Source organism: Tepidamorphus sp. 3E244, assembly GCF_046159835.1.
Classification (GTDB): Bacteria; Pseudomonadota; Alphaproteobacteria; order Rhizobiales; family Tepidamorphaceae; genus JACKJK01.
The window spans coordinates 161908-182676 of record NZ_JBJXCY010000001.1; the positions used below are offsets into that span (position 1 = coordinate 161908).

General features: G+C 66.0%; 16 protein-coding genes. 12 read left to right on the top strand and 4 right to left on the bottom strand.

What is annotated here, in order from left to right:
- Positions 1–2: 2 nt before the first annotated feature.
- Both ACKTEK_RS00740 and ppk2 read right to left on the bottom strand, forming a co-directional pair.
- Positions 3–1991: a flagellar hook-length control protein FliK gene (locus ACKTEK_RS00740; RefSeq protein WP_409163329.1), complete on the bottom strand. Its 1989-nt coding sequence runs from the start codon at positions 1989–1991 to the stop codon at positions 3–5.
- A gap of 4 nt (positions 1992–1995) precedes the next feature.
- Positions 1996–2871: a polyphosphate kinase 2 gene (gene ppk2, locus ACKTEK_RS00745; RefSeq protein ID WP_409163330.1), complete on the bottom strand. Its 876-nt coding sequence runs from the start codon at positions 2869–2871 to the stop codon at positions 1996–1998.
- Between the two features lie 108 nt (positions 2872–2979).
- Between ppk2 and ACKTEK_RS00750 the strand changes: the two genes are divergently transcribed.
- The 7 genes from ACKTEK_RS00750 (at position 2980) to phoB (ending at position 10795) form a co-directional block, all read left to right on the top strand.
- Positions 2980–4293: an ATP-binding protein gene (locus tag ACKTEK_RS00750; RefSeq protein WP_409163331.1), complete on the top strand. Its 1314-nt coding sequence runs from the start codon at positions 2980–2982 to the stop codon at positions 4291–4293.
- Between the two features lie 232 nt (positions 4294–4525).
- Complete coding sequence (locus tag ACKTEK_RS00755) at positions 4526–5575, top strand: substrate-binding domain-containing protein (protein ID WP_409163332.1); 1050 nt, start codon at positions 4526–4528, stop codon at positions 5573–5575.
- 63 nt (positions 5576–5638) lie between these two features.
- Positions 5639–7099, top strand: a complete 1461-nt coding sequence (pstC, locus tag ACKTEK_RS00760) for a phosphate ABC transporter permease subunit PstC (protein ID WP_409163333.1) — start codon at positions 5639–5641, stop codon at positions 7097–7099.
- Positions 7096–8448, top strand: coding sequence for a phosphate ABC transporter permease PstA (gene pstA, locus ACKTEK_RS00765; RefSeq protein WP_409163334.1), 1353 nt, complete (start codon positions 7096–7098; stop codon positions 8446–8448). The genes pstC and pstA overlap by 4 nt, the downstream gene beginning before the upstream one ends.
- A 90-nt stretch (positions 8449–8538) precedes the next feature.
- Positions 8539–9315: a phosphate ABC transporter ATP-binding protein PstB gene (gene pstB / locus ACKTEK_RS00770; RefSeq protein ID WP_409164860.1), complete on the top strand. Its 777-nt coding sequence runs from the start codon at positions 8539–8541 to the stop codon at positions 9313–9315.
- A 29-nt stretch (positions 9316–9344) separates the two neighbouring features.
- A complete protein-coding gene (gene phoU, locus ACKTEK_RS00775) occupies positions 9345–10064 on the top strand; it encodes a phosphate signaling complex protein PhoU (RefSeq protein ID WP_409163335.1) in 720 nt (239 codons plus the stop codon).
- 32 nt (positions 10065–10096) lie between these two features.
- Positions 10097–10795: a phosphate regulon transcriptional regulator PhoB gene (gene phoB, locus ACKTEK_RS00780; RefSeq protein ID WP_409164861.1), complete on the top strand. Its 699-nt coding sequence runs from the start codon at positions 10097–10099 to the stop codon at positions 10793–10795.
- Between the two features lie 62 nt (positions 10796–10857).
- Here phoB and ACKTEK_RS00785 read toward each other — a convergent pair whose 3' ends face one another.
- Positions 10858–11349: a GcrA family cell cycle regulator gene (locus ACKTEK_RS00785; RefSeq protein ID WP_409163336.1), complete on the bottom strand. Its 492-nt coding sequence runs from the start codon at positions 11347–11349 to the stop codon at positions 10858–10860.
- 444 nt (positions 11350–11793) lie between these two features.
- On the opposite strand from ACKTEK_RS00785, the gene ACKTEK_RS00790 reads away from it, so the two are divergent.
- Genes ACKTEK_RS00790 through ACKTEK_RS00800 form a run of 3 tightly spaced genes read left to right on the top strand, consistent with a single transcriptional unit; the run spans position 11794 to position 14902 of the window.
- The gene (locus ACKTEK_RS00790; RefSeq protein WP_409163337.1) at positions 11794–12990 is read left to right on the top strand and encodes an aspartate aminotransferase family protein; all 1197 of its coding nucleotides are present in this window, start codon (positions 11794–11796) and stop codon (positions 12988–12990) included.
- Entirely contained in the window at positions 12987–13901 is a 915-nt protein-coding gene (gene argF, locus ACKTEK_RS00795) for an ornithine carbamoyltransferase (protein ID WP_409163338.1), read from the top strand. Before ACKTEK_RS00790 ends, argF begins: the two co-directional genes overlap by 4 nt.
- Entirely contained in the window at positions 13898–14902 is a 1005-nt protein-coding gene (locus ACKTEK_RS00800; RefSeq protein ID WP_409163339.1) for an Hsp33 family molecular chaperone, read from the top strand. The genes argF and ACKTEK_RS00800 overlap by 4 nt, the downstream gene beginning before the upstream one ends.
- On the opposite strand, the gene argE is transcribed toward ACKTEK_RS00800, so the two are convergent.
- Positions 14899–16065, bottom strand: a complete 1167-nt coding sequence (gene argE, locus ACKTEK_RS00805; RefSeq protein ID WP_409163340.1) for an acetylornithine deacetylase — start codon at positions 16063–16065, stop codon at positions 14899–14901. The genes ACKTEK_RS00800 and argE overlap by 4 nt on opposite strands.
- Positions 16066–16257: 192 nt before the next feature.
- On the opposite strand from argE, the gene ACKTEK_RS00810 reads away from it, so the two are divergent.
- A complete protein-coding gene (locus ACKTEK_RS00810; protein WP_409163341.1) occupies positions 16258–17634 on the top strand; it encodes an efflux RND transporter periplasmic adaptor subunit in 1377 nt (458 codons plus the stop codon).
- Positions 17631–20768 carry an efflux RND transporter permease subunit gene (locus ACKTEK_RS00815; protein WP_409163342.1) on the top strand — a complete coding sequence of 1046 codons (3138 nt, stop codon included), beginning with the start codon at positions 17631–17633 and terminating at the stop codon, positions 20766–20768. The genes ACKTEK_RS00810 and ACKTEK_RS00815 overlap by 4 nt, the downstream gene beginning before the upstream one ends.
- The last annotated feature ends 1 nt before the right edge of the window (position 20769 follow it).

The window sequence follows — 20769 nt, forward strand, 5'->3', positions numbered from 1 at the left end:
TCTCAGCCCTCCCGGTTGTAGAAGCTGCCGGCGACGGCCTGTTTCTTCGCGCGCGGGATGTCCGGCGGGCGACCGGCCTCGATGTCGATGCTGTCGACATCCAGTTCAGCCGCCGTCAGCGCATCCGACAACAGGCCCGCATTGCGCTTGAGCAGCGCGAGCGTCTCGTCTTCCTCCGCCCACAGCGCGACGGACACGTTGGGTGGTGCGTACACGATGCTGGCGGCGATCGCCCCCGCCCCGTCGAGGTCAAGTGACAGCCGCACGCGCCACGCGCGCCTGTCTTCGTCCTTGTCGTTCTGGCGGCGCTCTTCCGCGATGCGGATACCGGCAATTGCGGTCCGTCCGGCATCGGCAATGGGCAGGGCCATCTGCCACACGCGCCCGCCAGGCTCTTGCGCATCCGTGCGCGGCTGGCCGTCGCCGTCGGGAAGGCTCGCGATCTGCAGCAGCCGCATCCGGTTGAGCGCGCCGTCGGTCTCACCGAGCAATTGGCGCATCATTTCCGGAATCGGTACGTTGGGGCGCAAGGTCGCCGTGGCGGGGCGCTCGGCTTGCGGGTTGCTGCCCCGGTCCGGTGCCTTGCCGGCGCCCGGCTCGCCGCTCGTGCGGGCCTCGTCACCAAGGAGCGAAGACAGCACGGATTTCAACCCGAGCAGCGCCGCTTTCAGGTCGCCGCCAGAAGGCAACTGCCGCGCAAGGCTCGATTCAAGGAAATTGCCGCTGCGCTGCAGCCCGGCGCGCAACTGCTGCCCGTCGCCGAGCGCATCCGAATTGACACGAAGCCCGAGCAATTGCCGCGCTGCCGCCTCCACGCCGGGATCGAGTTTCGATTGGCCGGACGCACTGACAGCGGCCTGCAGATTGGCAAAGAGCGGCGCGAACCCCGACTGAGTCGACAAGGCCTGCGCGCGCGCGGTCGCAACGGCCTGAATCGTCGTTGGAAGGGAAGGGGCCTGCGCCGTTGATGCGGCCTGTGCCGGTGCGCCCGTCTGGACTGCTGTCGATGGGGTTGGCTGCTGGCCTGTTGGCGCTGCGCTCGCGCGCGCTGCCCCGGTCGGGGCCGCGCCGCCGGGCGTTGTGGCCTGCGTCGTTGTGCTTGCAGGCGCGGTTGCCGGGCCCTGCGATGCTGTGCCGGAATTGCCGCTTGCCGGAGCGCCGGTGCCAGTCTGCGGCAGATTGCCGGCGGTTGCGGTGCCGGCCGGTGGGGACGCCGGTTGCCCCGTCGGCTGCGCGACCTGTGCCGTGCTGCCCTGGGCAGGTTGTCCCGTTGTTGTTGGCGCGCCTTGCGGTGCCGCGCCCGTTGGGCCTGTTGCGGCGCTTCCCGGCGTCGGCGGCTGTGTCGACACGCTCGCAGGCGCGGGCTGCGCGGCCTGTGCCGGTTGGGCAGGTGCTTGCGGGGCGGCCGGAGCCTGCGCGACTGGTGACGCCGGTCGCGGCGCATCCGCCGACAGGGTGACGCGAACGGCCTGCGTCTGGGCAGGTGGTTGCTGCTGCGTGCCCGGTTGTGCGGTCGATTGCGCTGGCGTCGCGGGAGGCTCTGCCCCGCGCGGCGCGGCGGCGGACGGTGGCGGCTGCTGCGGTGCCGGTGTCTGTGTTGTCGAGGCCTGCGTGGTGCCGCTGGCTGGTGGCTGGCCGGTCTGGGTGGCGGCAGGTTGCGCCGTTGGTTGCGAGGTTGTCTGCGGCTGGGCCGTTGGCTGGCCTTGCGCGCGGCCTGCCTGCTGTGGCGGCTGGTCGAGCAGGCGAAGCTGCACCTCAGCGCCCTGCCGCTGCACCTGCAGGTTGACTGTCGTGCCGGGCTTCAGGGCGAGCGTCGTCACCACGTCGAGCACCGCGCGCCCCACGGCGAGCCGCACGCCATTGGCAAGCCCCTGCTGCACGCGCGCGGTCAGCACGTCGCCGGACTTCAGCTCGCCCAGCAGGGTCGCGGTTGCGGCATTGGCCGGGGTGGCATTGCCGCCGCCCCCCGCCGGTATGCCGCCGATCGCCATCGGCCTAGTCCTGCGCCAGGAACTGGTCGGCGGAATGGACCAGCTTGGGGTCCGGCATGCCGATCAATTCGGTGTCGCGATCTTGGTAGATGAACTCGTTGAGCAGGCAGCGCATCACGTTGAGCCGCAGCCGCAGCTTGTCGTTGGCCTGCACGATGGTCCACGGCGCATGCACCGTATCGGAGCGCCGCAGCATGACATCGCGCGCCCGGGTGTAGGCATCCCACAGCCCGATGCCCTTGATGTCGATATCGGAGAGCTTCCACTGCTTCAGCGGGTCATGTCGGCGCGCGTGCAGCCGCTTGAGCTGCATCTCCTGCCCGATATCGAGCCAGAACTTCACCAGCCGGATGCCGTCATCGGTCAGCATGCGCTCGAACGATGGCACCGCGTGCAGGAACTGCCGCGTTTCCTCCGGCGTCGAGAACCCCATCACCGGCTCCACGCCCGCCCGGTTGTACCAGGAGCGGTCGAAGATCACGATTTCGCCGGCGGTCGGCATGTGCTCGACATAGCGCTGGAAATACCACTGCCCCTGTTCTTCATCAGTCGGCTTGGACAGGGCGACGACACGCACGATGCGCGGGTTGAGGTGCTGGATCAGCCGCTTGATGGTACCGCCCTTGCCGGCGGAATCGCGCCCCTCGAAGACAATGGCGATCCGCTCGCCGGTCTCCACGATGTGGCGCTGCAGTTTCATCAGCTCGATATGCAGCTGCACGAGTTTCTTGTTGTACTTCTTGCGCTTCATGCGCTCGTCGTACGGGTACCCGCCGGACTCGAAGGCATCTTCCTCGACCCAGGCGGGAAGCTCCGGGTCATCGATGTCGAACGGCTCCACCACGTCCGTGGAAGCTGACTTCTTGCTCTTCTTGCCCATGCCGTCTCCAGATTGCGGATTTGTTCCGACCCTATCATTCAACCGTTACCGATAGTAGATAACACCAACGGTTCAGGCCTTTTCACCGCTTCTCCAGATTGCGAAACGATGCTCGACCCGACCCCGGTTTCCCGGACGAACGATACGCAAGCCCCGCGCCGCGAGGGCACGGTGTCGGCGTTTGCGCAACTGTGGCCGGCATTTGCGGGCGCGGCCATCGCGACGGGCGCGTTCGCCAGCGTCGGTACGCTCGCCCTCCCCGTGGCAATCCCGCTTTGCCTGCTGCTGGCGCTCGCTGCGTGGGGGTTGCGCCGCCAGGCGGTGAACGAGGCGAACCGGAACAAGACCGCCGTGACCATCGCCGAGCAGGCGCCTGCGGTCGACTTCGCACGGCTGATTTCGGCCCTGCCCGACGCGGCCCTCCTCGTGGATGGCGACATGCGACTGCGTGCGCTCAACGCCACCGCGACCGAACTGCTTGGGGAGCACGCAGCCGGCGCGCCGTTCAGCTTCGCCATTCGCGCCCCGCAGGTGGCCGAAGCCGTGCGCAGCGTCCGCGCCGACCTGGCCCCTGCCCGCGTGACCTACTCCGCCAAGGTGCCGGATGACCGCCTGCTGGAGGCGCACGTCGCACCGGTGCCCGGAGAGGGCGACCCGTCAGGCTTCGACGTGCTGATCGTGCTGCGCGACCTGACCGGCCAGCAGCGGCTGGAGCGGATGCGTAGCGACTTCATCGCCAATGCCAGCCACGAGTTGCGCACGCCCCTGGCGTCCGTCATGGGCTTCATCGAGACGCTGCAGGGCCCGGCTCGCGAAGATGCGGTCGCGCGCGAACGCTTCCTTGGCATCATGTCGACGCAGGCGGCCCGCATGGCGCGTCTTATCGACGACCTCATGTCCCTGAGCCGCATCGAGCAGAAGGTCCACCTGCGGCCGTCAGGCCGGGTCGATCTTGTGAAGACCATCGGCCACGTCGTCGATGCCTTGCAGCCGATTGCCAGTGAAAACGGTGTCGCACTCATCTACGACCCGCCGACTGACACGAGCGCCTTTGCTGTTGCCGGCGAGCCTGACGAACTGATGCAGGTGTTCCAGAACCTTATCGAGAACGCCATCAAGTACGGCGCGTCGGGCGAAAAGGTCGAGATCGCCATCGTGCGGCGGGTGCATGATCGCACCAAGGCCGGGCGCATCGAGGCACGTGTCCGCGACTTCGGCCCCGGTATCGACCCGGAGCACCTGCCGCGCCTGACCGAGCGGTTCTACCGCGCCGACGTCGCGACCAGCCGCGAGCGTGGCGGGACAGGGCTGGGACTGGCCATCGTCAAGCACATTCTCAACCGTCACCGCGCCACCCTGTCCATCAGTTCCGTGAAGGGCGAGGGGGCCACATTCCGCGTGGGCTTCGACCCCTTGTCGTGACGGTTGTCGCAGTCCACAGCGGCCAGATTAAATTCATATTATATTTCAGATACCTGGACTGTCACAAAACCGATATCCAACCGTCATATAAGTTTGATCGAAGGCTCCTAGGGTCCGCCTCGCTAGCCCGCTACGCAACCGCGGCGAGGGCAGCCCGCAATCTCCGGCGAGGGCCGGGGGAAGATGCCGCTCCGCCAATGGTTCGGCCCGCATCACCAACAGGAGAGTCGTCGTGAAGACCACTTCCATCATCGCTATCGCAGCGCTCGCCGTCACCGGCGCAGTCGCCTCCGCGCCCGCCATGGCGCGTGACGAAATCCAGATCAAGGGTTCGTCGACCGTCCTTCCCTACGCCACTATCGTTGCCGAGGCGTTCGGTGAAAACTTCGATTACCCCACCCCGGTTGTCCAGGGCGGTGGTTCGGGCGCAGGCCGCAAGGCCCTGTGCGAAGGCGTCGGCGAGAACACCATCGACATCGCCAACTCCTCTAGCCGTATCAAGCAGTCCGACATCGACAACTGCGCCTCCAACGGCGTGGACGAAGTCATGGAAGTGCGCATCGGCTATGACGGCATCGTCTTCGCCTCCGACATCAACGGCGCGGAATTCGGCTTCACCCCGGCTGACTGGTACACCGCACTGGCCGCGAAGGTCGTCGTCGACGGCAAGCTCGTCGACAACCCGAACAAGTCCTGGAACGAAGTTAACGGCGATCTGCCGGAGCAGGAAATCCTGGCCTTCATCCCGGGCACCAAGCACGGCACCCGCGAAGTCTTCGACGAGAAGGTTCTGGAAGCCGGCTGCGAAGCCACCGGCGCGCTCGAGGCCTACACGGCCGAGAACGGCGGCGACGAGAAAGCCGCCGAGAAGGCCTGCATCCAGCTGCGCACCGACGGCGTCTCCGTCGACGTCGACGGTGACTACACCGAAACGCTCGCCCGCCTCGACGCCAACAAGAACGGCATCGGCGTGTTCGGTCTGTCCTTCTACGAAAACAACACCGACAAGCTGCGCGTTGCCACGATGAGCGGCATCACGCCCTCTACCGAGACCATCGCCAAGGGCGAGTACCCGGTGTCCCGCCCGCTGTTCTTCTACGTGAAGCTGGCGCATCTCGGCGTGATCCCGGGCCTCCAGGAATATGTCGACTTCTTCGTGTCCGACGACATTGCCGGCCCCGACGGCCCGCTGGCCGCCTATGGCCTCGTGTCTGACCCGGAGCTCGCCAAGACCCAGGAAATGGTCGCCGAGGGCGGCACCCCGATGGGCGCGCTCAACTAATCCAACAAACTCGCGGGCGGCGCGGTCTCGCGCCGCCCGTTTCCATGTCCGGGCGAGGGTTACATGAACACTGGTCTTCTCATCCTGATCGTGCTCGCGATTGCCGTTGCCGGATACGTGATCGGGCGCTCGCGCTCGCTCGCCAGCGCCGGTGGCGATATCCGCCTCATGCACTCCCTGCCGCGCTACCACGGCCAGTCGGTTTTCATCTTCGCGGCCGTTCCCGCCTTTCTCACGCTGATGGTCTGGCTGTTGGCGCAGCCGATGATCATCGAGAGCCGGGTTTCCTCCATGATCCCGCCCTCCGAGGTCGCTGACGGCAGCTCGCTCAGTCTCGTCATGGCAGACGTCCACCGCATCGCCGACGGCCTCGACGTCGCGGTCGAGCGCGGCGTGATGACCGAGGACGAACTCGACACCCTGCGCACCGACGTGACCGACGTGCGCAGCCGCCTCGCCGAAGTCGGAGTCGCCATCGGGTCCGATGTCAGCCAGTCGGTATTCGAGGCCGCCAAGGCCTACCGCGACATGGGCCACCTTGGCCGCATCATCATGGCAGCCCTCGTGCTGCTGATGGCTGCCGCCGGTGCCGCGATCGCCTTCTCCAAGATCGCTCCGCGCTACCGGGCACGCAACATTTCCGAAGGCGCGATCAAGGCGCTGATGATCCTGTCTTCCACGGTCGCCATCCTGACCACGGTCGGCATCATCGCCTCGCTGCTGTTCGAGACGATCCACTTCTTCCGCATGTATCCGGCGGAGGATTTCTTCTTCAACCTGACCTGGAACCCGCAGTTCCGCGGCGGCTCCGACCTCGGCATCCTGCCGCTGCTGTGGGGCACGCTCTACGTGTCCTTCATCGCGCTGCTGGTTGCGGTGCCCATTGGGCTGATGGCGGCGATCTACCTCGCCGAATATGCCTCGTCCACGGTGCGCTCCATCGCCAAGCCGACCATCGAACTGCTCGCTGGCATCCCGACCATTGTCTACGGCCTCTTCGCGCTGATCACGGTCGGCCCGATGCTGCGCGACTATTTCGCCCAGCCGCTTGGCCTCGGCACATCGTCGTCCTCGGTGATGACCGCCGGTCTGGTGATGGGCATCATGGTGATCCCGTTCATCTCCTCGCTGTCGGATGACGTGATCAATTCCGTGCCCCAAGCCATGCGTGACGGCTCGCTCGGTCTCGGCGCGACGCGCTCGGAAACGGTCCGCAAGGTGATCCTGCCGGCAGCGCTGCCGGGCATCGTCGGCGCCATCCTGCTGGCCGCCAGTCGCGCCATCGGCGAAACCATGATCGTGGTCATGGGCGCTGGCGCTGCCGCCAAGCTTAGCCTCAACCCGTTCGAGGCGATGACCACCATCACCGTGAAGATCGTCAGTCAGCTGACCGGCGACACCGAGTTCGCCTCGCCCGAAACGCTCGTCGCCTTCGCGCTTGGCCTGTCGCTCTTCGTCGTGACGCTGTGCCTCAACATCGTCGCGCTCTTTGTCGTCCGCAAATACCGGGAACAGTACGAATGACCGAGATTTCCGCTTCCGTCCCGGTGACGACCGGCGAAATGAGCAAGCCGCGCCGCCGCGATATCGGCCTCAAGCGCCGCTACGCCGCCGAACGCCGCTTCAAGATGATGGGTATCGGCGCGGTGTCGATTGCCGTGCTGGCGCTCGTCTTCCTGCTGATCTCGATCCTGTCGAATGGCCTCAGCGCCTTTTCGCAGACGTTCCTGCAGTTCGACGTCACGCTGGATTCCGGCACGCTCGACAAGAAGGGCAATGCCAACCCCAGCGAGATGGCGAAGGTCAGCACGATCGGTTACGGCAACTTCCTGCGCAAGGAACTGGTCGCCGCGCTGGAGCGCAACAAAATCGACACGGGCGGCCTGTCGGACAAGGACATCGCCGGCCTGCTGTCGAAGGAAGCCCCGGCCCAGCTGCGCGACCGCGTGCTGGCCGATCCGGGCCTGCTCAACCAGACCATCTCCTTCAAGACCTACGCCAACGGCCGCGTCGACGGCTACTACAAGGACCGCGTGAGCATGGCGAGCGCGGAACTCGACAGCAACATCAGCCCCGGCCAGCTGCAGCTTGCCGATCGGATGCGCGATGCCGGAATGCTGACCATCGGCTTCAACTGGGGCTTCCTGACAGGCCCGGATGCCTCCGAGCTGCGCCCGGAAGCCGCGGGCCTCGGCATCGCGATCATCGGCTCCGCCTACATGATGCTGCTGGTGCTCGCCATGTCGCTGCCGCTGGGCGTTGCCGCCTCGATCTATCTTGAGGAATTCGCGCCGACCAACCGGTTCACCGACCTGATCGAGGTGAACATCAACAACCTCGCGGCCGTGCCCTCCATCGTGTTCGGCCTGCTCGGCCTTGCGATCTTCATCAACTTCGCCGGCCTGCCGCAGTCCGCGCCCATCGTCGGCGCCCTGGTGCTTACGCTGATGACGCTGCCGACGATCATCATCGCGACGCGCGCTGCCCTCAAGGCCGTACCGCCCTCGGTGCGCGAAGGCGCGCTCGGCATCGGTGCATCGCGCATGCAGATGGTGTTCCACCACGTCCTGCCGCTGGCCATGCCCGGCATCCTGACCGGCACAATCATCGGCCTGGCGCAGGCGCTGGGTGAAACTGCGCCGCTGCTGCTGATCGGCATGGTCGCCTTCGTGCGCGACTTCCCCGATGCGCCGCCGGAAGGCTTCTTCGATCCGGCAGCCGCCCTGCCGGTGCAGGTCTACAACTGGACGCAGCGCGCCGACCCGGCCTTCGTGGAGCGGGCGTCCGGTGCCATCATCGTGCTGCTTGTGTTCCTCTTCATGATGAACCTCGCAGCCATTCTTCTTCGCCGCCGGTTTGAGCGCCGCTGGTAGTCTGTCGCAATCAAGTTCGATTTGAGTGGGAGCACGTCAATGAGCGTCGCCGAGGCAAAACCGAAATCCTACGAGAAGTGGGAAACCGTGATGACCGGGCCGAAGCCCGACAACATCAAGATGCACACGAAGGACGTGTCGGTTTTCTACGGCGCGAAGCAGGCCCTGTTCGACGTGGCGCTGGACGTCGGCGACCGCGAAGTGACGGCGCTGATCGGCCCGTCGGGCTGCGGCAAGTCCACCTACCTGCGCTGCCTCAACCGGATGAACGACACCATCGACATCTGCCGCGTCACGGGCACGATCGAGCTTGAGGGCGAGAACATCTACGACCCCGCCGTCGACGTTGTGGAACTGCGCGCCCGCGTCGGCATGGTGTTCCAGAAGCCGAACCCCTTCGCCAAGTCGATCTACGACAACGTCGCATATGGCCCGCGCATTCACGGGCTGGCCCGCAACAAGTCGGACCTCGACGATATCGTCGTCTCCAGCCTCAAGAAGGCCGGGCTCTACAACGAGGTGTCGGACCGCCTGCACGAACCTGGCACCGGCCTGTCCGGCGGCCAGCAGCAGCGCCTCTGCATTGCGCGCGCCATTGCCGTGAACCCGGAAGTCATCCTCATGGACGAGCCGTGCTCGGCACTCGACCCGATCGCCACGGCCCGCGTCGAGGAACTGATCGACGAACTGCGCGAGAACTATTCCATCGTCATCGTCACGCACTCGATGCAGCAGGCGGCCCGCGTCTCGCAGCGCACGGCCTTCTTCCACCTCGGCATTCTCGTCGAGGTCGGTGACACCGACCGCATGTTCACCAATCCGCAGGATCAGCGGACGCAGGACTACATTACCGGCCGCTTCGGCTGATAGAATGTTGAAGGGAACGGAGAGCTCCCATGACCGAACACATCGTCACGCGATACGACAACGAGCTGCGTGAGCTGGCCGTCCTCATCACGCAGATGGGCGGGCTGTGCGAAAAGGCGCTGACCGACGCGATGACCTCGCTTCAGCGGCAGGACGCGGAACTCGCGCAGACCGTGCGAGACGAAGACGACAAGATCGACGATCTCGAACGTGAGGTCGAAGAGCGCGCCATCCAGATGATCGCGCGCCGCCAGCCGATGGCCAGCGACCTGCGCGAGATCGTCGCCGCGGTGAAGATCGCCGCCGACCTGGAGCGTATCGGCGACCTCGCCAAGAACATCGCCAAGCGTGTCATCGCGCTGCAGGACCAGAGTCAGCCCAAGCAGATCGTGCGCGGCCTCGACCACATTTCCGAGATCGCCCTTCACCAGCTGAAGGACGTGCTGGACGCCTATACCGGCCGTGACGCCGTCAAGGCGCTCGCCGTGTGGGAGCGCGACAGCGATCTCGACGCTGTCTACACCTCGATCTTCCGCGAACTGCTGACCTACATGATGGAGGATCCGCGCAACATCACGCTGTGCACCCATCTGCTGTTCGCAGCCAAGAACATCGAGCGCATCGGTGACCACGCGACCAACATCGCGGAAAACATCCACTACGTCGCAACCGGTGAGACCATCGCCATGGACCGTCCCAAGAGCGATGAATCCTCCATGACGACCGTTGAAGAAGGATCCGACGATTGAGCGCCCCGCTCCGCGTCGACGAACCCGCGCAGATGACCGCCACCATTCTCATAGTCGAAGACGAGGAAGCCCTGACCCTCATGCTTCGCTATAATCTGGAGGCCGAGGGTTTCCGGGTGGAATCCGTGGCGCGCGGCGACGAGGCGGAAACGCGCCTGAAGGAATGGACGCCGGACCTGCTGCTGCTGGACTGGATGCTGCCGGGGCTCTCCGGCATCGAGCTTTGCCGCAGACTGCGCGCGCGCACCGAGACGCAGCGCCTGCCGGTCATCATGCTGACCGCGCGCGGCGAGGAGAGCGAGCGTATTCGCGGGCTTTCCACAGGGGCCGACGACTATGTCGTGAAGCCGTTCTCGATCCCCGAGCTGATGGTGCGCATCAAGGCCATGCTGCGCCGGACACGGCCCGAGCTGATGTCCGACATCCTGTCTGCCGGTGACATCGTGCTCAACCGCGAGACGCACCGCGTCGAGCGGGCCGGGCGCGAGATCCACCTCGGGCCGACCGAGTTCCGCCTGCTGGAATTCCTGATGCGCGCGCCCGGTCGCGTCTTCTCGCGCGAGCAATTGCTCGATGGCGTGTGGGGTCGCGACGTCTATGTCGACGAGCGCACCGTCGATGTGCATGTCGGCCGCCTGCGCAAGGCGATCAACCGCGCCCGCGCCAAGGACCCGATCCGCACCGTGCGCGGGACAGGCTACGCCTTTGACGAACGGTTTGCGGCCGCCTGAGGGGCGGCCGCTGAAGTCGTTTTCGGATTTTCCATCACGCCCAACCGGGCGATGAACGCGGCCTAGCTGCGACGGCGGTCGCTGCTCGGCTGGAAGGCGACCTTCGCGTGATCGTCGCAATAGGGCCCGCCGGGGCCGGAATGACGCCCGCAGAAATAGAAGTCCTCGCGGGTTGGATCGCCCACCGGCCACTTGCAGCGATGCTCGTTCAGATCGAGGATCGTGGCACGCTCGGCCTCGGGAATGACGATCTCTTCCAGGACAGGACGCGGCGTCACCACCGGCTGCGGAGCGGCCTCGGGCTCCATGCGCAGTGCGGCGTTGCCGGAAAATTGCGGGACACGCGCCGTCGGCTTCGCCGGGCGCGGCTTGGCGCGCGGGCGCTGTGTTGTGGTGCGGGTGCTCTTGGCGCGCCCGGCCAGGCCAAGGCGATGCACCTTGCCGATCACCGCGTTGCGCGTGACGCCGCCCAGTTCCGCCGCGATCTGGCTTGCGCTCAGCCCGTCGGCCCACAGTTTCTTGAGCAACTCGACCCGTTCGTCAGTCCAACTCATGGAAAAATGCTCCTCGCCGCTTTCTGGCGGTGGCAGCTGACCCCTGGATAGAATCCGTCCCCGTCCGCGATCCGTACACGATCACGCCAGAACGAAAGCTTGAGGCTGAAACTGTCCGCCGCACAATATGTAGTGTGCTTTATTCAAAACTTAACGCATCGCCGGACTCCGCTGCAAGAGTCCGAAATGCAACACATGCTCTTATCCCCAGAACTTGGCCGGAACATGGAATCGACGGTGGAGAACCTGCTTTATCCGCTTCGTGCGGTCTGATTGACTTGACGTGCTCAACAAATAAAATGTGGGGCAATGCTGCGCCGCCCGCCGGGGCGGCGTCTTTCGTTTCAGGGCCTTTTCGGCCCGGAACTGGACGGTCCGCACGCCGCGCCCATCCCGTTGAAACGGGGTCGCGTGGCGTGCGGACCGTGGAGTGGAGGATTACCCGTGGTCACAGCGATCCTGCCGACCTATGCCCGTGCCGAACTCGCTTTCGAGCGGGGCGAGGGCGCGCGCGTCTACACGGTCGATGGAGAGGAGTTTCTCGATTTCTCTGCCGGCATCGCGGTCAATTCCCTCGGCCATGCCCACCCGCACCTCGTTGCGGCGCTGAACGAGCAGGCCGGCAAGCTCTGGCACACGTCCAACGCGTACCGCATTCCCCAGCAGGAGCGTCTTGCCGAGCGACTGCGCGAGGCGACCTTCGCCGACACGATGTTCTTCACCAATTCCGGCACCGAGGCCATCGAGTGCGCGGTGAAGATGGCGCGGCGCTATCATTTCTCCAAGGGCGCGCCCGAGCGGTTCCGTCTCATCACCTTCGAGGGCGCCTTCCACGGGCGCACGCTGGCTGCGATCGCCGCCGGCGGGCAGGCCAAGTACCTGGAAGGCTTCGGCCCGGCGACGCAGGGCTTCGACCAGGTGCCGTTCGGCGACCTCGACGCCGTGCGCAAGGCCATCGGCCCGGAGACCGCCGGCATCCTCATCGAGCCGATCCAGGGCGAGGGGGGGCTGCGCGTTGCCCCGCCGCAGCTCCTGCGGGACCTGCGCGCACTGTGCGACGAGCACGGCCTGCTGCTGATCTTCGACGAGATCCAGTGCGGCGTGGCGCGCACCGGCCATCTGTTCGCCCACGAGGCGAGCGGCGTGACGCCCGACATCATGGCCATCGCCAAGGGCATCGGCGGCGGATTCCCCATCGGGGCATGCCTTGCCACAGAAGAAGCCGGATCCGGCATGGTCGCCGGCACGCACGGCTCCACCTTTGGCGGCAATCCGCTGGCTTGTGCCGTCGGCAACGCGGTGCTGGACGTGGTGCTGGAAGATGGATTCCTGGAGCGCGTGCAGAACATCGGCCTGCGGCTGCGCCAGGGCCTTGCCGAACTTCAGGACGCCCATCCCGGTGCCATCGCCGAAATTCGTGGCGACGGGCTGATGCTCGGCATTCGCTGCAATTCGGTCGAGAACCGCGCGGTTCTTGCCGCGCTGCGCGATGAAAGGATGCTGGCGGTTGCCGCCGGCGACAATGTCGTGCGCCTTCTGCCGCCTCTGGTCATCGACGAGAACGATGTGGCCGACGCGCTTGCGCGCCTCGACCGTGCCTTCACGGTTGCGGAATCGGCGCTGACGGGAGATGCGGCATGAACGCACCCCGTCACTTTCTCGATCTTCACGAACTCTCCGCCGACGAGCTTCGGGTGATCCTCGACGCCGGTCACCAGATCAAGGCCAATGGCCCCGAGGAAAAGCCGCTGGTCGGCAAGGCGCTCGCCATGATCTTCGAGCGCCCCTCCACGCGCACGCGCGTGTCCTTTGATGTGGGCATGCGCCAGCTCGGCGGCGAAACGCTCTATCTCTCCGCCGACGAGATGCAGCTTGGTCGCGGCGAAACCATCGCGGATACCGCCCGCGTTCTATCGCGCTATGTAGATGCCATCATGATCCGCATTCTCGACCACGCAGCGCTCAAGGAACTGGCGACCCACGCCACCATTCCGGTCATCAACGGCCTGACGCGCGACAGCCATCCCTGCCAGATCATGGCCGACGTGATGACCTTCGAGGAGCACAAGGGCCCCATCCGTGGCCGCACGGTCGCGTGGACCGGCGACAGCAACAACGTCACCGCGTCCTGGGTGCATGCCGCCCAGCGCTTCGACTTTGCGTTGCGGATCGCGGCGCCCGCCGAGCTTGGCCCGGAAGATGAACTCATGGACTGGGCGCGCAGCAACGGAGCGGATGTCTCCGTGACGCAGGACCCGTTCGAGGCGGTCGATGGCGTGGATTGCGTCGTCACCGACACGTGGGTTTCCATGGGCGATACCGAAGGCCAGCGCCGACACAACATGCTCAAGCCTTATCAGGTCAACGACAAGCTGATGCAGGCTGCCGATTCCGGCGCGATCTTCATGCACTGCCTGCCCGCCCACCGCGGCGAGGAGGTGACGGATTCCGTTATCGACGGGCCGCAGTCTGTCGTCTTCGACGAGGCCGAAAACCGCATGCACGCGCAGAAGGGCATTCTGGCGTGGTGTCTGGGGCAGGCCTCCGCGTGACCGGAATCGCACAGGCATACGCATCCCGGCCGGGTCTTCCGGAAGACAACTACATTCAGCCCTTTGCGGTTGAGGCGCTCGACGTGCGCGGTCGTCTGGTCCGCATCGGCCCGGAACTCGACCGCATCATCCGCCGCCACGGCTACCCGCATTCGGTGTCGCGGCTGCTGGCGGAAGCCGTCGCGCTCACCGCATTGCTCGGCACGTCGCTGAAGTTCGACGGGCGCTTCATCGTCCAGACCCAGACGGACGGCGCGGTTTCCATGCTCGTGGTGGACTTCGATACGCCGGACCAGATACGCGCCTGTGCCCGCTTCGATGCAGAGGCCGTCGCCGCACTGCCGGAGGACGCCAAACCCGCTGATCTTCTCGGCAAGGGCGTGCTGGCCATGACGATCGACCAGGGCCCGGACATGAACCGCTACCAGGGCGTTGTCGCCCTCGACGGCGGCACGCTGGAAGATGCCGCCCACCAGTATTTCAAGCAGTCGGAGCAGATACCGACCTTCGTGCGGCTGGCTGCCGCCGAGATGTTCGTCGCCGGCAAGGACCCGGAATGGCGCGCCGGCGGATTGCTGATCCAGCACCTGCCCGAAGGCGGCGCTGCGCCGCGCGACATTGACCCCGGCGATGCGCCGGAGGGCGCCGACGCTCCGCAGGTCGAGGAAGACGACCACTGGCGCGAGGCCCGTTTCCTGAGCGAGACCGTGGAAGACCACGAACTGACGGACCCCTCCGTCAGCTCCGATGCGCTGCTCTACCGCCTCTATCACGAGCGCGGCGTGCGGGTGTTCGAACCGCTGACGCTGGTCGAGCGCTGCCGCTGCAACCGCGAGCGGGTGCGTGACATGCTGCTGAGCTTCACCGCGGACGACGTTGCCGACATGACCCGCGAGGACGGGATGCTCGAGATCACCTGCGAGTTCTGCTCGCAGGCCTACGAGTTCAAGCCCAGCGAGATCGAGAACCCCGGCACGGACGAGGGCGGGACCTCGGCCTAGAGCCCGGCGCGGCAGGTCTGCGCTAGCTTTTCCATGAATTGCAGGCAGGTATCGACCTGCGCCAGCGAGATGTACTCGTTGGGGCGGTGCGCCTGCGCGATGCCGCCCGGCCCGCAAACAACCGTTGGCGATCCGGCAAGCTGGAACAGCCCGGCCTCGGTCGCGTAGGAGACCGTGTGCGTGTCGTTGTGCCCGCTCAGCCGCTTGGCGAGCGTCTCGGCAAGCGACCCCGGATCGGGTGCAAGGCCCGGCGCATCCACCTTCATCACCGTCTCGATATACGTGTCCGGCGACGCCGCCTGCAGGACGGGTAGCAGTTCGCGCGCGCAGAAATCCGCCATGGCATCGGCCACGTCCGTGGACTTGTGTTCGGGAAGCGAGCGAACTTCCCAGCCGATCTCGCAGCGACGCGGAACGATATTGGTCGCCGTGCCGGCATTGATCTGGCCCGCGTGGATCGACGTATAGGGCGGAACGAAGCGGCCGCTGGCATCGCCACGCGAAACGTACTGCTCGCGCAGCCGCATCAGCTCACCGATGAAGCGCGCGCCGGCAACCAGCGCATTGCCTGCGACGAGGTCCATGGAGGAATGCGACTCGTGACCGATGATCTCGGTGCTGAAATCGCTGATGCCCTTGTGGGCGTCGACGACCTCCATGCCTGTCGGCTCGCCGACGATCACCGCCTTCGGCAGCGGCAGGTCCGTGCCGAGCTTCTCGATCATCGGGCGCACACCGGTGCAGCCGATTTCCTCGTCATAGGAGAACACGAGATGGATGGGCGTCAGCAAGGGCGCTTCGATGAAGCGTGGCACCATGGCAAGGCAGATGGCGACGAAGCCCTTCATGTCGCAGGTTCCGCGCCCGTAGAGCAGTCCGTCCTTCTGGGTGCAGGTGAAGGGCGGCGTGTCCCAAGGCTGGCCGATCACGGGCACGCAGTCAGTGTGCCCCGACAGCGCGACACCCGGCCTGTCCAACGGTCCGATGGTTGCGAACAGGTTGACCTTCTCGCCGGTTTCGTCGGGCAGGAGCGTGCTTTCGACGCCGTGCCGGGCGAGATAATCCCGGATGAAATCCATGATCGGGACATTGGAGAGATGGCTGGTCGTATCGAACGCGACGAGGCGCGCGATCAGCTCCTTGGCGGCTGCCTGCGTGGTCACGCTTTGTCCTTCTTGAATGACGTCCGGTCCTGCGGCGGGATGCACAGGATAAACCCGCCGCATCGCGCGTCAATGCGCCGCAATTGTGCGTAAGGTCGGCGCGAGGCCTGCGTTATAATGGCTGAGACGTCTGCGCAACCGCGCTGAACCCGGAAGAGGAAGGCACGAGCGTTGCCGCCAACTGACACATATATGCCCCGCCCTTCGCTGGCAGCCCGGCTGTTTCGCGTCGTCGTGCTGGCAGCGCTGTTCGTCGGTACGCTGGCGGGGGCCTTCTACGGCTATCGCTACCTCAAGGAAACCAGGCCCGAGGTTGCCCGCAGGCCGCCGGTCGAGCGCGAGTGGACCGTGTCCACCGTCGTCGCCGACTACACCGACCACCGCCCGGAACTGACGACCTACGGCACCACGACGGCAGCCCGGAAGGTGGACCTGCGCGCGCTCGTATCCGGCGAGATCGTCTCGGTCGCGCCGGAACTGCGCGAGGGCGGCATCGTCACCAAGGGGCAGGAGCTGCTGGAAATCGACGCCTTCGACTACGAGGGCGCGGTCGTGGAAGCGCGCGCAAACCTCGCCGAGGCGCGCGCGCGGCTGGCCGAGATCGAGGCCAAGATCGAGCTAGAGGTCGACGCGTTGGAGCTGGCCCGCACGCAGCTTGAACTTGCCGAGCGCGATCTCAAGCGCGCCGAGGACCTGTCGGAGCGCGGCGCGGTCTCCACCAAGACGGTCGACGACCGCCGCATCGCCGTGAACCAGCGCAAGGAGGCCGTCTCCCAGCGCGAGAACCAGCAGGCCATCGACCGGGCTCGTGGCGACCAGCAGGAAGCGGCTATCGAGCGGCTGGAATGGAAGCAGCGGCAGGCCGAGCGCAACTTGGCCAACACCACGCTGCGCGCACCCTTCGATGCCTATGTCGCGAACGCTGCTGCCGAGACCGGTCGTCTCGTCGGCATCAACGACGCTGTAGCGACGCTGATCGACGCGAACCGGCTCGACATCCGCTTCGTGCTGTCGGATTCCGAGTTTGGACGCATCGCCGATGACGCCGGCAGCGTTGTCGGCCGCGACGTGCAGGTGACCTGGTACGCGGGCGAGGAGCCGCGCCGGTTTTCCGCGACCGTCGACCGGGTGACGCCGGAAATCGAGGCCGCGCGTGGCGGCGTCGAGGTTTTCGCCAGCATCGGCGCGGATGATCTGCGCGGCGCGGCCCTGCTGCCGCGCCCCGGCGCATTCGTGCAGGTCGAGATTGCCGACCGCACTTACCGCGATGCTGCCCGCGTTCCCGCAACCGCGCTCTATGGCACCAACACGGTCTACGTGGTCGAGGAAGGCCGCCTGCGCGCCCGCGAGGTGACGGTGCTGGGCCGTGCGGGGAGCGACCTGCTGCTGCGCGGCAACCTTGCCGAGGGCGACCGCGTCGTCACCACCCGCATCACCGAAGCCGGCGAGGGCCTGAAGGTGCGCGACGATTCCGCGCCGCCCGCCGAGGACGATGCTTCCGGCAATGAAACTTCGCAGCGTGGCGGCCAGCGCACGTCCGCTGCCGACAGCCGGGCCACGACGCGATGAAACCGGAGCCGAACCGGGGCATCCTCGGGTTCTTCATCCATCACCGCAATGCCGCCAACCTCCTGATGGCGATGCTGCTGCTGTTCGGCGCATTCGCGCTGATGCGGCTCAACACGCAATTCTTCCCGACCGTCGACACGCCGCGCATTTCCGTCTCCGTCACGTGGTCGGGCGCGAGCGCGGAAGACATTGAAGCCAACATCCTGGAATCCGTCGAGCCGAACCTGCGCTTCCTCGACGGGTTGGACGAGTTGCGCTCGTACGCGCGTGAAGGCTCCGCCTCCATCACCATGGAGTTCGAGCAGGGCACCGACATGCAGAAGGCGCAGTCGGACGTCGAGACGGCGCTGTCCCAGATCACCACGCTGCCCGAAGAGGCGGAAGAGCCGATCGTCACCCGCAATGTCTGGTACGAGACGGTCGCCACCGTCGCCGTCTCCGGGCCGTTCTCCGAGGAAGCCATTCGCGCCCATGCCCGCGACATTCGCGACGGGCTGCTCGATGCCGGTATAGACAAGGTCGAGATGACCGGCGTGCGCGACCGCGAGTTCCGCGTCGTCATTCCCGAATGGCAGTTGCGGCGGCTGGGGCTTTCTGTCGGAGATGTCGCGACCCGCATCGGGCAGGCAACGCGCGACACGCCCTCCGGCACGCTCAACGGTGCCATCGAGAAGCAGCTTCGCTCGCTCACCGACTACGACACTCCCGGCGCGGTCGGCGAGATCGAGATCGTCTCCGGCATCACCGGCGAAAAGGTGCTGCTGCGCGATATCGCGGAGGTTTCGACCACCTTCGACGAGAACCAGTCCGCTGGCTATCGCGGCATGGGCCGTGCGGTCGAACTGGACGTGCAGCGCGCGCTCAATTCCGACACGCTGGAAAGCCGAGCGCTGGTGATGGACTACATCGAGAACCTGCGCGGCACCTTGCCGCCGTCCCTCGACATCTCGCTTTACAACGTGCGCGCCGACCGGGTGCAGGAACGCATCAACCTGCTGGTCTTCAACGGGCTCGAAGGCCTCGCGCTGGTCCTCATCGCGCTGTTCCTGTTCCTGAACGCGCGCGTCGCTTTCTGGGTGGCGGTCGGCATTCCGACAGCGGTAATGGCAACGCTGGGGCTGATGCTGCTGTCCGGCCAGTCCATCAACATGATCTCGCTCTTCGCGCTCATCATGATGCTCGGCATCATCGTGGACGATGCCATCGTTGTGGGCGAGCACACTGCCACCCGCTTCACCGAGGGTGACGGTGCGGCACTGGCGGCCGAACGCGGCGCGGGGCGCATGTTCTGGCCGGTCGTCGCCGCAACGCTGACGACGCAGGCCGCCTTCCTGCCGCTGTTCTTCGTGCGCGACACGATCGGGCAGATCATGTCGGCGCTGCCGCTCGTTGTCATAGCAGCGCTGTTTGCGAGCCTCGTTGAATCGTTCTTCGTGCTGCCGGGCCACCTGCGCCATTCGCTCGCCAGGATGCGAACCGAGCCGGGTCGCGTCCGCCGCATCCTCGATGGCGCGTTCAACTGGTTCCGCGACAAGCCGTTCCGCTGGTTGGCGACCCTCGCCGTGAAGGCGCGCTACGTGACCGTGGCGCTCGCAATCGCCAGCATCATCATCGCGTTTGGCGCGATCAGCGGCGGACGCGTCGGCTTCCAATTCTTTCCCTCGCCTGAGGCCGAGAGCATCAATGCCCGCGTCGTCATGGCTGCCGGCACCCCGCAGGAAGATGTGCTGTCGGCCATGAACCGCATCGAGGAGGCGCTTGACGAAGCGGTGGAAAGCCTCGCGCCGGAAGGCGAGGAACTCGTGCGCGCCCGCTTTACCCAGCTTGGCGTTGCCGGCAACACGCGCGGCACCAATGCCGCCTCGCTCACGGTCCATCTCACGGCATCGGAGTCGCGCTCGGTGCGCACCGCCGAGATCATTCGCGGCTGGCGGCAGGCGACACCGAAAATCCCCGGCATCGAGGACCTCGTCATCACCTTCCCGCGCGGCGGGCCTCCCGGCCGCGACGTGGAGATCGAGTTGAGCGACGGCTCACCGGCGGTACTGAAGACCGCCGCGCTGGAACTGCGCGATGCGCTCGCCTCCTATCCCGGGCTGTCATCCATCAGCGACGACCTGTCCTACGGCAAGCCCGAGATCGTCATGGAGCTGACGCCGCGCGGCACTGCGCTCGGCTTCACCCTCCAGAGTGTCGGCCAGCAGGTCCGCAACTCCTTCGATGGTGCCATCGCGCGCCGCTTTGCCGATGGTGACGACGAAGTGACCATACGCGTCGTGCGCGAGCAGGCCGAGGAGGGCATCGCCGCGCTCACCAATCTTGCACTGAAATCGCCGACCGGCAGCTTCGTGCCGCTGACTGAGATCGTCACGCTCAATGAGCGGCAGGGCTTTTCGATCATCCAGCGCCTCGATGGCCGCACGGTGGTGGCCGTCTCCGCCGACCTCGACACCGATGTTGCCACCCCGACCGAACTGATCGGCGCGCTGGAGGAGTCCGGCATCGTGCGCGAGATCGCGGGCCGCCGCGGCCTCGACTATCGCTATGCGGGCCGGGAGGAGGAGCGAAAGAAATCGTTCGAGGACCTGCAATTCGGCGCAATGATGGGCCTTGGCATCATCTATCTCGTGCTGGCCTGGGTCTTCGCGAGCTACTTCACGCCGCTGGCGGTCATGCTCGTCATTCCGTTCGGCTTCGTCGGCGCAGTGCTCGGCCACTACCTGATGGGCTTTTCGCTGACGATCCTGTCGCTGATGGGCCTGCTCGGCCTGTCGGGCATTCTCGTCAACGACTCCATCATCCTCGTCAGCCGCGCCACCGAGCGAAAGGAGATGGGTGAGGCGTATGACGTGGCCGCAATCAACGCCTCCTGCGACCGCCTGCGCGCGGTTCTGCTCACCTCGCTGACGACGGTCGGCGGGCTGGCCCCGCTGCTGACGGAAAAGAGCCTTCAGGCGCAGTTCCTGCTGCCCATGGCGATCACGCTGGTCTTCGGGCTGGCGGTGGCGACGCTCTTCGTGCTGTTCCTCGTGCCGGCCTATCTCGCCATCGGGCACGATATCTCGAGCATATTCGCGTGGATGCGCGACGCGCTGTTCCCCGGCCGCCGCGATCACGCAGCGCCTGCCGAATAGA